This window comes from Fulvivirga ulvae, from assembly GCF_021389975.1.
Classification (GTDB): domain Bacteria; phylum Bacteroidota; class Bacteroidia; order Cytophagales; family Cyclobacteriaceae; genus Fulvivirga; species Fulvivirga ulvae.
Genome location: NZ_CP089981.1, coordinates 4,481,656 through 4,494,066 on the forward strand (window position 1 = coordinate 4,481,656; position 12,411 = coordinate 4,494,066).

Annotated in this window: 12 protein-coding genes; 10 read left to right on the plus strand and 2 right to left on the minus strand. The window is 39.8% G+C overall.

Features of this window, described 5'->3' with window-relative positions:
• Positions 1-15 precede the first annotated feature (15 nt).
• From LVD17_RS19040 to LVD17_RS19070, 7 genes are all read left to right on the plus strand, one after another.
• Positions 16-525 (plus strand): hypothetical protein, encoded by a 510-nt coding sequence (locus LVD17_RS19040; RefSeq protein ID WP_233760597.1) that lies wholly within the window; start codon positions 16-18, stop codon positions 523-525.
• 745 nt (positions 526-1,270) lie between these two features.
• Positions 1,271-4,219, plus strand: coding sequence for a fibronectin type III domain-containing protein (locus LVD17_RS19045; RefSeq protein ID WP_233760598.1), 2,949 nt, complete (start codon positions 1,271-1,273; stop codon positions 4,217-4,219).
• A 7-nt stretch (positions 4,220-4,226) separates the two neighbouring features.
• On the plus strand, positions 4,227-4,967 hold the full coding sequence (locus LVD17_RS19050; protein ID WP_233760599.1) for a toxin-antitoxin system YwqK family antitoxin: 741 nt from the start codon (positions 4,227-4,229) through the stop codon (positions 4,965-4,967).
• Positions 4,968-4,972: 5 nt separating this feature from the next.
• Positions 4,973-6,214 (plus strand): hypothetical protein, encoded by a 1,242-nt coding sequence (locus LVD17_RS19055; RefSeq protein ID WP_233760600.1) that lies wholly within the window; start codon positions 4,973-4,975, stop codon positions 6,212-6,214.
• Positions 6,202-6,546 carry a type IV pilus modification PilV family protein gene (locus tag LVD17_RS19060; RefSeq protein WP_233760601.1) on the plus strand — a complete coding sequence of 115 codons (345 nt, stop codon included), beginning with the start codon at positions 6,202-6,204 and terminating at the stop codon, positions 6,544-6,546. The genes LVD17_RS19055 and LVD17_RS19060 overlap by 13 nt, the downstream gene beginning before the upstream one ends.
• On the plus strand, positions 6,536-7,027 hold the full coding sequence (locus LVD17_RS19065) for a PulJ/GspJ family protein (protein ID WP_233760602.1): 492 nt from the start codon (positions 6,536-6,538) through the stop codon (positions 7,025-7,027). The genes LVD17_RS19060 and LVD17_RS19065 overlap by 11 nt, the downstream gene beginning before the upstream one ends.
• The gene (locus tag LVD17_RS19070) at positions 7,018-8,160 is read left to right on the plus strand and encodes a type II secretion system F family protein (RefSeq protein WP_233760603.1); all 1,143 of its coding nucleotides are present in this window, start codon (positions 7,018-7,020) and stop codon (positions 8,158-8,160) included. Before LVD17_RS19065 ends, LVD17_RS19070 begins: the two co-directional genes overlap by 10 nt.
• Positions 8,161-8,182: 22 nt before the next feature.
• Here LVD17_RS19070 and LVD17_RS19075 read toward each other — a convergent pair whose 3' ends face one another.
• Positions 8,183-9,193, minus strand: coding sequence for an acyl-CoA reductase (locus tag LVD17_RS19075; RefSeq protein ID WP_233760604.1), 1,011 nt, complete (start codon positions 9,191-9,193; stop codon positions 8,183-8,185).
• Between the two features lie 204 nt (positions 9,194-9,397).
• On the opposite strand from LVD17_RS19075, the gene LVD17_RS19080 reads away from it, so the two are divergent.
• On the plus strand, positions 9,398-9,745 hold the full coding sequence (locus LVD17_RS19080; protein ID WP_233760605.1) for a 4Fe-4S dicluster domain-containing protein: 348 nt from the start codon (positions 9,398-9,400) through the stop codon (positions 9,743-9,745).
• 45 nt (positions 9,746-9,790) lie between these two features.
• Here the strand turns inward: LVD17_RS19080 and LVD17_RS19085 are convergent, their stop codons facing one another.
• Complete coding sequence (locus tag LVD17_RS19085) at positions 9,791-10,696, minus strand: DUF58 domain-containing protein (RefSeq protein WP_233760606.1); 906 nt, start codon at positions 10,694-10,696, stop codon at positions 9,791-9,793.
• 178 nt (positions 10,697-10,874) lie between these two features.
• On the opposite strand from LVD17_RS19085, the gene LVD17_RS19090 reads away from it, so the two are divergent.
• Positions 10,875-11,231, plus strand: coding sequence for a DUF3276 family protein (locus LVD17_RS19090; RefSeq protein ID WP_233760607.1), 357 nt, complete (start codon positions 10,875-10,877; stop codon positions 11,229-11,231).
• 77 nt (positions 11,232-11,308) lie between these two features.
• Positions 11,309-12,406, plus strand: coding sequence for an AI-2E family transporter (locus LVD17_RS19095; protein WP_233760608.1), 1,098 nt, complete (start codon positions 11,309-11,311; stop codon positions 12,404-12,406).
• The last annotated feature ends 5 nt before the right edge of the window (positions 12,407-12,411 follow it).

The following is a 12,411-nucleotide window of genomic DNA, read 5'->3' on the forward strand; positions in this document are numbered from 1 at the left end:
AACATCATGTATATTTTGGGAAAATTGAAAAAAGTATCAATTAGAGGAAGAGTAGCATTCGCAATTCATTGTCTTAAAGGAATACCTGAGCTAAATGAGATGAACGAGACTATGAAGAGTTTGATATTGAATAGAGCATGGGCATTTGTAGAAGGAAAAGATTTGCTCGATAGTTATGAGAATTTTCTTGATGTTACGCCTGAATGTATTTTGGATCCTAAGGTAAACATATCGGAATTGGATACTATTGATGAGGAAACTTATTATAAATTAAACTTTTTGTTTAAAACTTTGCCACATGATCTAAATGTAATTTTAGATAAAATAAGCTATATTATGTGCTCTAATCTTTACTCATCTGTAGGTAGCTATAGTGCTATCACTTTGCAATATTTGAGTGATATAATTTTTCTGATGAGAAAAAATCAATGGGCATTGCCGGAGATTATGCCTTTTTTGGAATCAAAATTTGAGGATGCTCGAGGTTGGGGGTTTCCAATGAATAGAAGCAAATTTTCCACTTGACTAGTGGAGTAAAGCATCCGAACAAGCCCGAGTCTTTTTTTGACTTGCGCATGGAAGACGGTCTGAGGCCTCGGCTGGTCGTAGATTAAGCGTAGCGAACCCTACGACCTAAAATGATCAAGAGCGTCAGCTCGTAATAAGATAAGCGAATGTCTGAAGCCACAATGAGTAGTCATTATTTTAGACTTGTGCTTAAAGAATGGGAAATGGAGTATGTAACTAGCTAATATTGAGGTGATTAAATGTAATGAGAGGGGTTGGAATTGTAAGATAATAATAGGAGGCACAAGTTGCAAACTTGAGCCAGAATAAGTCAGAGTAAATATTAAAGCCAAAAAGAGCCATAGCTCAAAAAAGATAAACAAATAAAAAGGATGAAAAATATTATTAAAGCACTTCCTAAGTTTGGTCTTGGAGTAAATCGTAAAATTAAGGTGGCTCAGCTGGTCGTAGGTTAAGCGTAGCGATCCTACGACCTAAAATGATCAAGAGCGTCCGCTCGTAATAAGATAAGCGGATGTATGAAGCCACAATGAGTAGTTATTATTTTAGACTTGTGCTTAAAGAATGAAAGGTATAGCATATAACTAATTGGTGTTGAGATATTTAGGTGTAAGGGGCAGGATTGGAATTGTAAGGGGATAATAATAGGAGGCACAAGTTGCAAACTTGAGCCAGAGTAAGCCAGAGTAAATATTAAAGACAAAAAGAGCCATAGCTCAAAAAAGATAAACAAATAAAAAGGATGAAAAATATTAACAAAGCACTTCTTCTTTTTACGGCGATTGTAAGCTGGAATTATGATGCCATGGCTCAGGGAACTAACATTACCTGGACTGATCTGGTAGGGGTTTCTGTGCAGGCTGATAACTCAATCATTAAAACTGCAGGGTTTGGGGATGGCAATGGAGGAGCGGCTTCAGCAGAAGTGCTTGCAGCAGGTGCTGATGGTTGGGCTGAGTTTACGGCTTACAGGGTTGGGCATGAAATGTACTTTGGTCTATCGCAGACCAATACAGATGCAACCAATGACTATATTGATTATGCCATTAAGGTTAATGGAAATAATAAAATAGTAGTTTGGGAGTCTAACAGTTCTAAATATGTATTGGGTGATATTGTAGACGGAGATGTGTTAAGAATCGAAAGGGTAGGGAATACCATCGTCTATAAACGTAATGGGGGCGAATTTTATAGCTCACTAACCCCATCAAGTTCTTCCTTGCTGGTGGATGCTTGTATATTTCCCAATGGCGGGGTTATCAATAACGGTCAGGTGTCCTTCGGAGGAACCGCAACTATACCTGCAGCACCAGATAACCTTCAGGCAACGGCTACAAACAGTGTATCTTTAACCTGGTCGGACAATGCTTCTGACGAAACAGGTTACAAGGTAGAAAGACAAACCGGAACAGGTGTGTACGTGGAAGTGGCTGATGTAGCCGCTAACAGCACCAGCTATACTGATAATGCGGTTTCTCCTGCTACTAACTACAACTACAGGGTTTACGCCTATAATGCAGCGGGTAGTTCCGGTTATAGCAATGTAGTTAATGTTACTACTTCCCAAAGTGTATCTTCAAGCGGTTCCATTACATGGACTGATTTGGTAGGTGTGGCTGTGCAAACTGATAACTCTTTAATAAAAACGGCGGGTTTTGGAGATGGCAACGGAGGCGCTGCTTCTGTTGAAATATTGGATGCATCTACAGACGGCTGGGCAGAATTTACGGCCTATAGGGCCGGACATGAAATGTACTTTGGCCTATCGCAGACCAACACTGATGCAACCAACGACTATATTGACTATGCCATTAAGGTTAATAGTAATAATAAAATTGTGGTTTGGGAGTCCAACGGTTCCAAGTTTGTATTGGGTGATATTGTAGACGGAGATGTGTTAAGAATTGAAAGGGTAGGGAATACCATCGTCTATAAACGTAATGGAGGCGAATTTTATAGCTCACTAACCCCATCAAGCTCTTCCTTGCTGGTAGATGTATGTATATTTCCCAATGGAGGTGTGCTGAATAATGTTAACTTATCCTTTGCCACTCCCGCAGCAGTGCCCTTGACCCCTTCAAACCTGGGAAGTCTGGCCAATACTGCCAATAGTGTGGATCTTAACTGGCAGGATAATGCAACAGATGAAACTGGCTATAAAGTAGAGAGGCAGACCGGAACTGGTACTTTTGTGGAAATAGCAGACCTTGGTGCTAATGCGAATACCTATACGGATAATACCGTATCCCCCTCAACTACCTATACCTACAGGGTGTATGCATATAATGGCCAGGGCAACTCAGGACATAGCAATACAGTTTCTGTCACTACCCTTTCCGGAACTACTAACGACAGTCCTGTAACCTGGACAGACATTGTAGGTATGTCGGTACAGCCTGATAATTCCATTATAAAAACGGCTGGTTGGGGAGTGGATAATGGAGGAGCAGCTTCTCAGGAGGTGCTTCCTGCGGGAGTTGATGGCTGGGCAGAGTTCACTGCCTATGCTACGTCAGAAGAAAGATACTTTGGTCTTACTGCCAATAATGTTGATGCTACCAATGTTATGGATTATGCCTTTAAACTCAGTAGTACCAATGGCCTTGTGATTTCGGAGAATGGCCAGAATGTAACCGGATTAGGTAGTGTTGCTGATGGTGATATTCTGCGAATTGAGAGAGTAGGAACAACAGTAATATATAAAGTTAACGGTGTAAGCTATCCATCCTCGGTAAGTTCCTCGCAGGCACTGAGAGTTGATATTTCGGTGTATTCCAATGGTTCTGGTATTACCGGGGCACGTATATTTAATTTTGAAAATCCGCCGGCTGCACCAGGAGGTTTGGCTGTTACTGCGGCCTCATCAACATCCGCTAACTTAAGTTGGACTGATAATTCAGGGAATGAGACAGGTTTTGAGATCCAGAGGTCATTGAGTTCAGGTACAGGTTATAGTGTTGTCCATACCACCGCAGCAAATGAAACTTCATATACAGATACTGGTCTTGCGGCCAATACTACTTATTACTATAAGGTGAGAGCTGTAAATTCAGGCGTATTTTCGTCGTTTTCTTCTGAAGCTGGTATCACAACTTCTGAGTCAAACCAACAGCTTGTTATTAATACTCAGGGCATCCCGCCATCGTTTATTTATGAGATTTTTGGGCCAGGTCTGTCCGGTATTTATGAAGCAGGAAGCATCAATGAATTCAATGTGGGATCTTCGGGTACTATTCTTTTAAATTTTACCAAGGAGGGGACAAGCCCCATAGGAATATCTTTTGATTTTACAGGAGGCGTTGTAACTCAGGTTAATACTGTGAGAGGGATGACTGAGGAGTTGTTAAACAGTGTGTTTGCTGAGACTGAGGGTGCTACACTGAAACTATACAAATATGCAAATTCTCAAACGCAACCTGTGGTTAAGGTAAACCTGCAAAATGGCATATTAATGACCCCAAATGATGATGGGATATTTGACAGTTTCAGTGCTGAGATACCTTCAGGGGTTTCTAACTTTTTTGTGAGTATTAAAGACCTTTCCGGAAATCTTATTTTTCAAAGTTCCAATGGTTCACTATCTTGGAATGGCCACGGTGCCAATGATGAATTGGTGAGTAAGGGCACATATAAATATGAAATCGATATGGACGGACAAATTGCCAAGGGACAATTGATAGTGGATTATTGAGTTGAAAATGCGGATATTTATTCTCATAGTAAGTATAGTGATTGGAGGATGTGCTTATGATGCTTCTGTCCCTAATGCAGATAACACACTTACGGTGGTTAGCGGAGACAGCGTGTTTAACTTCAGGGCTGTTTCAAAAGCGACCAAAACAGATGATCAACTGGCCTACCATTGGTTTGCCAATGGTAGTATACAGCGGACCATAGGTGACTATTCGGGTAAGCTGCTTCATGGGCCTTTTGAAGTTAAGAACATGAAAAGTAATCTGCTGATAAAAGGGGAATATATAATGGGTTTAAAGGACGGGGTGTGGAAAGCATGGCATGTCAATGGTAATTTAAAAAGTGTATATCATTATAATGAAGGGCTGCTGGATGGAGAGTATGCTTTATATACAGAGGATGGTCATCTCCTCAAAAAAGGGAATTATAATGATGACCGGTTGCATGGAAAAATATCTAGCTACGCCATGGGGGAGGAAGTGGTGCATAAATACCGCAAGGGTGAGTTGATCCCTGAAAAGCAAAAAGAGGAGAAACCTGCACCTTCCGAAAAAAATCCTCAAGATGAGAAGGGGTTTCTGAAAACTCTTTTTCAAAAAAAAGAAAAAGATACTAACCCGGAAGACCTGATAAAGGAAAACAGGAAGAACGAGAAAAGGAGGGGGAGGGAATTAAAGAAGGCAGAAAGAGCACGTCGAAAGGCTGAGAAAGAACAGTCAAAGAACAGCAAAATCGAGAATAATTAAAATGAATGTCAGGTTTTACGGTGCATAAGATAAAGTTTACTGTTAAGGCAGGTGTTTTATCATATGTACTTGTGATATCTATTATTTCAGCCATGGTCTGCGCCTCTTTGATAATGCTGGGATACTATTACCGGATATCATTTATCGACTATACACAATCTGATCTCCTTTTTAGTAATGCGGAATCCGGAATTAACTACCTGCTGGCAAACGAAGAGAATATCCCGGAAGGTAAAGCCATCAAATTAGATTTATCAGAATCCACGGAAACAGTTGTCAAAAAGGATCAATGGGGGATATTTACTGTTGGTTCATCTCATGCTTCTTCAGGAAGACAGCGTACAACAAAGATTGGATATATAGGCTCAGATATTGAAGCTTTGCCCTGTTTGTATCTTGCTGACCATGGAGACCCACTGTATTTGGTAGGGGATACCCGCATCTCAGGTACAGCCTATTTACCGGGAGGCAATGCCAGACAGGGGTTTCTTAACAATACCTCTTTTACCGGTATGGAGCTGGTGAACGGCCTAACGCACAAAAGCGCGAAAGAGCTTCCTTCTGTTCGACAAGATTTGGTCTCGCATATTCAGTTTATGCAGGAAAACTTCATGGACCATGTGGCCGAAGGAGAAATGGAAGGCAGGGTAAACAGTTTTAAAAATGCTCCTTTGGTGTTTTACTCTCCTTCATCTATGGTTATTAATGAAACCATGAAAGGTAAAATATTGATCATTTCCGAAGAGAGCATTAGTCTGTCGGGTTTGAGTAAACTGGAAGATGTTATATTAATGGCGCCATATGTTGAGATCAAAAATGGTTTTGAAGGTACTGTTCAGATCTTTGCCACGGATTCCATAAAAATGAACTCTCAGGCCAGTTTACTTTACCCCAGTGCGTTGGTGCTTAATTCTTCGTCCAAAGGTGTAATTAGTATTGAGACAAATACCGTAGTGGAAGGTGCTGTTCTGGCTGTTGGAAATGGATCCCCCAGAGAAAGGATACTGAAAATGGGGCACAATACATTTATTGATGGAAGCATCTATGTGCAGGGAAATGTTCAGTTTTCGGGAAGAATTTCAGGTAGTTTGATCTGTGAAAATATTGTATTGCAGACACCTTCCGCTATCCATAAAAACTACTTGCAGCATGCCCGGATTGAAAATATTGCAAGGGCATTTTCTATGTATGTCCCTGATTTTACTGCTTTAGAGGCCTCAAAAGGAATAATGAAATGGTTGGAGTAAAAGTCGCAGGCTCATCGCTGATCGAGGTGATCATAGCCTCGGTAATAATTACAGCGGTATTTGTATTGGCTTCCCTGATTTTTATTAACGTCACCCGGACTTCAGCAGGTACTGTTAAATTGAGAGCTGCTCTGATTATAGAAGACTTGTCAATAAAAACTAAAGAAAGCAAAGAATTTGTGTCGAAAAGCTATGCATTTGATAATATTATCGTAGAAAGGAGTATAGACGCCTATGAAGGAGTTCCTGGCTTAGTACAAATTAAATTTCAGGCCAGGACCGTTGGCAATGACTTCATTTTGGAAAGAAAGGAATTAGTATATGTTGAATAAGAAACTTGCTGCTTTTTCCCTGATCGAAATGCTGGTAGTAATGCTCCTGAGCAGCATTGTGCTTTCCGCGGCATATTACACATTTTATAAGAGTAATATGTATTATAGTTTATTTACCAATAAGCAAAAAAGAGTATTGAATATTGCAAGCTTCAATACTCAACTGCGAAAGGATTTAGAACGGTGCAATATGGCTAGCAGGGTCAACAACCGGATAGTGTTAAAGGGCGGTGACCGGGAGGTCAATTATATATCATTGAACAATTTATTAATTCGGGAGCAGGGACTGATGAGGGATACGCTGGAAGGCAAGGTCGTTAAGTTTGTAACAAAACTTAAGTGGAAAAAACTGGAAGATGGGTTACTCGATGAGATATTTATTGAGTTTGTGGCGGATGAAAGTATACACACGATACACCAGCGAAAGAGATATTGTTCGGAGGACTTAATTCATAATAGCCGGTTTGGTCGATGGCAGTAAATATTAATCAATATAAAAAAAAGCAGCAGAGCTCTGAAAAGAGTGGGAAGGATTTTCTGTCTGATCTGTTATCGAAAGATATTTCTTTGGGTTCAGGTAAAATATCTGATAAGATAAAAGCGGAATTTTACCTGGAGCTATCGATGATGTTAAATGCCGGTGTGGATTTGAAAACAGCTTTAGAGATCTTTGAGCAAGAGCAGGCCAAGGCTAAAATCAGGAACATATTTCTTGGCATTAAGGAGCGGCTTATTTCAGGTGCAACGCTTTCAGGAGCAATGGCCAGTGAAAGTGAATTTTCCAAGTATGAAATATTCAGTCTGGAAATAGGGGAAGAATCGGGGAAGTTGTCAGAGGTTCTGGATGAGTTGCATAAATATTATGACAGGCGCATTAAACAGCGAAAACAAATGATCAGTGCCCTGTCTTATCCTATATTGATATTTTCCACTTCCATTGCTGCTATTATTTTCATGCTGGCATTCATTGTTCCCATGTTTTCGGATATCTTTAAAAGATTTGGTGGAGAATTGCCCGCTATGACACAGTTCATACTCAACATTTCTAATGCAGTAACTGAAAACTATTATTACCTTTTGCTCGTCATTACTTTGTTGATATTAGCTTGGTTTAATTTTAGGAAAACTGAATGGTTTGATAAGGCTCTTACGAAGATAATTCTAATGATCCCGCTGTTTGGTAAAATATATAAGAATATCTACTTATCCAGATTCTGTAGTTCAATGGCATTGCTCACCGGTGCTAAAGTCCCTCTTATTCAATCAATGCAACTGGTTCGTCAAATGATTAGTTTCTACCCCATAACCATGTCATTAATTAGTGCAGAAAAGGAGATACTACACGGGAATACTTTATTTAAAAGCTTGTCCAGGCACAGTATTTATAGCAGAAAGATGCTGGCTCAACTAAAAGTAGGCGAAGAGATCAATCAACTGGAGGCGTTCTTCTCCAGGCTTTCAAAGCAATACTCTGAGGAAGTTGATCTGCTGACAGGCCTTTTAGGAACTTTTTTAGAGCCTATAATTATTATCGTGCTTGGCCTTTTTGTTGGCTTTATTTTAATAGCTATGTATTTGCCCATGTTTGAGATATCAAGTTCTATGGGACTATAGTGGAATTACAAAGACACTTATTTTAAAGCGTCACCAAAAACTTCATAGTATCAACCCCGTCAGCATAATCCCAAAGCTCAGGCTGCTGGGCATTTCCAAAGCTGATGCTGTCAGGTCTGTTACTGTTGTTGGAGACTATACATTGGATTTTCTCTTTATTAGCCTCAAGTAGAGCCTCCAGCTCACTTTCTGAGGCGTACTGCTCGTAGAAGATGACAGAGATAGGGGAGACCATTGCCTTGTCTTCCTTGAGCATGAGAAAGCCATTGTCGAGGTGGGGTACACCATTTACCAGGTAGATGGATTTGTTGTAGTCGTAGTTGTTGTTGTATTTGTGATGGTCTGAAACGTACTTGAAGAGCTCTATCGCGGCGTAAAACTGGTCAAACTTATATCCTTTTGGAACATACAATTTAGCTACATTGCGGCAACCTAATCCAAAGTATTTAAAAATGTCATTGCCGAGCTGAGCCAGATCTTCATCAGCCTCAGAGCCCGTTAATATTGCGCATGAAGTCCTGTTCTTTCTGATGATATTAGGATACTTGCCAAAGTAATAATTGAAATACCTGCTGGTGTTATCACTTCCGGTGGCGATAATGGCATCTATGTCCTTTAGCTGGTCTCTGATGATGATCTGTTTTTCCAGTGCGGGTGCAATGGCAATAAGCTCGTGAACCACATAGGTCATCAACGCGGTATCCTGAGAACTTAGTTTAATATGCGCCTGGTTGCCACTGATTATGACGGAAAGCACGTCATGAAATCCTACGAGAGGTATATTGCCGGCCATCACTATGCCTACTTTCTTGTTTTGGTTTCTTATAGGGTACGCTTCAGCCCACCGGTTCAATTTACCCTCTTGCAGGTAGTTGACAATACCTTTAAGTGCAGATTCTACACTTTCCCGGGTAAACCAGGAATTGTTTGACCGGGCCTTTGCAATTAACTCCGTTGTTGTCTCTTCATCCAGGTTATCAATTCTTTTTCCCAGTTCCGAGAATACTGCGATCGTTTCCTTAAGTTCTGCCATATCTGTAAACCTTTCGTCTGCGCTTTGTGTTTGAAAGCAGGAAGATACTTCCTATTTTTGCAAAGATTAAAAATTAATCTTGTTTACATAGAAAGGAGCGTAAACTTTAGGCATTTTAATGCCACAAGAAATCGAAATATGGTGAGTTTGTGCCTTTTATGTAGGATTTAAATGAATGTTATACACGTGAAATAAGCTATAGAGATGGCAATAATGATAACTGACGAATGCATCAATTGTGGTGCATGTGAGCCGGAATGCCCCAATACTGCAATTTACGAGGGTGGTATAGAATGGACATGGAGTGGAGGTACTGAACTGACAGAAGTGGAGATGGAAGACGGTGTGGTAATAGGTGGTGACGAGAGCCAGGGACCCGTATCTGATGAGTTCTATTATATTGTGCCGGGAAAATGTACGGAATGTACGGGTTTTCATGAGGAGCCTCAATGTGCGGCTGTATGCCCTGTGGACTGCTGTGTTCCTGACCCGGATTATGAAGAGACCGAGGAAGAGCTGGTAGCCAAAAAAGAATGGCTCCATAACGAATAATTTCAGAGGCAGTTTCTGATCTGCAATCAGAAGCTGCTTATTATTTTATTTCAATTTTGACCTTTTTATAAGGTAAGCATTTAGAATATCGTTATAATCCTCATTGATATCAGCCTCAATAAAGTCTATTTTTAGTTGGCCGCACCTTAGAGCCAGTTGTTGATAATACTCCCTGACCTGCTTTGTGTAATGCTCCTTAACCTCATGTGGTTGAAGCTTTAGCTTTTCACCAGACTCGAGGTCTATAAATTCGTATGGGCGATCTTCAAACTCAAACGTATATTCAGTGTTTTTATCCGATACATGGAACAGCAGTACTTCGTGTTTGTTGTGCTTCAGGTGCTGTAACCCTTTAAATATCTCGTCCAATTCATTTTCATTATCAAACATATCGCTAAATATGATTATCAATGACCTGCGATGGTTCTTTTCCGCCACTTCATGAAGGATATTGGCAACAGCTGTTTTTTTGAGGTTGCTTTGCTGATTAAGCAGGTTTTCAAGTTGGATAAAAATCTTATTGAGGTGGGTTCCCGTGGACTTTATGGGAGTAGTAACTTCTATTTGGTCTGAAAAACTTGTAATACCGACTGCGTCTCGTTGTTTTTGCAGAAGGTAGGCTATGGCTGCGGAAGCTAAAATACTAAAAGTTAGCTTGCCTTTAGTGTTTTGAGGATAATGCATGGAAGATGAATTGTCGATAACGATCTGACAGCGAAGGTTAGTCTCTTCTTCATATCTTTTGGTGTACAAACGATCAGTTTTAGCATACACTTTCCAATCGATATGCCGCGTACTTTCTCCGGTATTATATAGCTGATGTTCAGCAAATTCCACTGAAAAACCATGGTAAGGAGACTTGTGCAGTCCGGTAATAAAACCCTCAACCAGCTGTTTGGCCAAAAAATCGATATGCCCCAGGTTTTTGACCTGATTTAAGTCTATTTTCATACAAGGTAATAACTTGTTTCAGAGGATAAAGCTAAGGAATTGATCTCTTTGCAACGCGGGTAAATGAAAATTGTTTTATAATTAATAATTATCTGTTTGCATTAAACCTAATTATTATACTATATTTAAATCCGATTTATGTATAAAAGGCAAAATTGTAAACTAAACTATTAGGATTGTGGAAGAGAATAATACCAATGAAAGAGAGGAAATATTTTCAGAACGAGTAAGGGCAGGAAAAAGAACGTATTTCTTCGATGTTAAGGCAACGCGTTCAAATGACTATTATCTGACAATTACCGAGAGCAAGAGGAGGTATAAGGATGATGGGTTTACCTACGAAAAACATAAGATCTTTTTATATAAAGAAGATTTTAACAAGTTTGTTGAAGCCTTAAATAACACTGTAAATCATGTAAAGGATGAATTGCTTCCTGATATTGATTTTACTCAGTTTGACAGACCTGCTGATATGGATGGAGAAGAGAGTGATGTGAGAAGAAGCGAGATCGATACTGAATTGAAATGGGATTAAAATAATCGAAAAGTATATAGCGGAGAGCCCTTGAATTTCAAGGGCTTTTTTTGTTATGTTTGTTTAAAAGGACCGATATGCTCTGGCGAACACTGTTTTACATTTTATTGGTTATAATAGCTATAATCCTGCTGGGGTGGGTCTTTTTTGATATTTTTATTTATGTAGCGATAGCCATTGTGGTAAGTAGCATCCTCCGGCCCCTGACACAATACATGGCCAAGGTGCAGTTGTTTAATATCAGAATGCCGCGATTACTGGCAGTGATTTTTTCCTACCTCATCCTTATTTTGTTTATTGCTTCCTTTATAGTTTTATTCATACCGTTAATCTCCGAGCAAATAGAGGTGATCTCAGGTGTAAACTATGAAAGCCTGTATGATAGGATAACCCTTCCATTGCAAAGGTTCGAACACTTTTTAATTATTAACGGGCTTACTACCGAGCCTGAAGGTTTCATAGTGAACAGCCTGAGGGAAAGCATTGTTGAGTTCATTTCTAATGTTAAAATTGGAAATATATTAAATGATATTCTGGCCGTGACCGGTCAATTTTTTGTTGGAATACTGGCCGTTAGCTTTATTTCATTTTTCTTCCTCTATGAAATGGGATCGATGCGAAAGAAGCTGATTTCCTTTATTCCCAATAAGTATTTTGAGGTGACGATAGCTGCGTATAACAAAATAGAGCGATTGCTCTCTAACTACCTGATCGGATTACTGTTTCAGATGTTTTCCATATTTAGTATCGCTTCACTTGGTTTGGGTATTCTGGGGATCAGGTATGCTCTGACCATAGCATTATTTGCTGCCGTCGCAAACCTCATTCCGTATATGGGGCCTATATTAGGGGCTACCTTCGGAATCGCCGTAGGGGTATCAACCGGGACAGACCTTGTAACTTCGCAGGATTACATGTTTTTAATATTGAAAATAGCTTCCGTATTCGCTATTGTGCAATTGGTAGATAACATTGTACTGCAACCATTAATCTTTTCTAAAAGCGTAAAAGCTCATCCTTTAGAAATATTTATAATTATATTTGCAGGCGCTTCGCTGGCAGGTATCCCGGGCATGATAGCGGCCATACCTGTTTACACTGTAATACGCGTGTCATTTTCAGAGCTGTATACAGGGTATAGAAGTTATGGTATTTTTAAAGTTCAGAAAAAATAGAATTT

Coding starts and splice junctions, on each gene's coding strand:
- LVD17_RS19045 (WP_233760598.1), top strand. CDS start 1,271: ATGAAAAATATTAACAAAGCACTTCTTCTTTTTACGGCGATTGTAAGC.
- LVD17_RS19065 (WP_233760602.1), top strand. CDS start 6,536: ATGTTGAATAAGAAACTTGCTGCTTTTTCCCTGATCGAAATGCTGGTA.
- LVD17_RS19095 (WP_233760608.1), top strand. CDS start 11,309: ATGCTCTGGCGAACACTGTTTTACATTTTATTGGTTATAATAGCTATA.
- LVD17_RS19085 (WP_233760606.1), bottom strand. CDS start 10,696: ATGAAAATAGACTTAAATCAGGTCAAAAACCTGGGGCATATCGATTTT.
- LVD17_RS19080 (WP_233760605.1), top strand. CDS start 9,398: ATGGCAATAATGATAACTGACGAATGCATCAATTGTGGTGCATGTGAG.
- LVD17_RS19050 (WP_233760599.1), top strand. CDS start 4,227: ATGCGGATATTTATTCTCATAGTAAGTATAGTGATTGGAGGATGTGCT.
- LVD17_RS19060 (WP_233760601.1), top strand. CDS start 6,202: ATGGTTGGAGTAAAAGTCGCAGGCTCATCGCTGATCGAGGTGATCATA.
- LVD17_RS19055 (WP_233760600.1), top strand. CDS start 4,973: ATGTCAGGTTTTACGGTGCATAAGATAAAGTTTACTGTTAAGGCAGGT.
- LVD17_RS19070 (WP_233760603.1), top strand. CDS start 7,018: ATGGCAGTAAATATTAATCAATATAAAAAAAAGCAGCAGAGCTCTGAA.
- LVD17_RS19075 (WP_233760604.1), bottom strand. CDS start 9,193: ATGGCAGAACTTAAGGAAACGATCGCAGTATTCTCGGAACTGGGAAAA.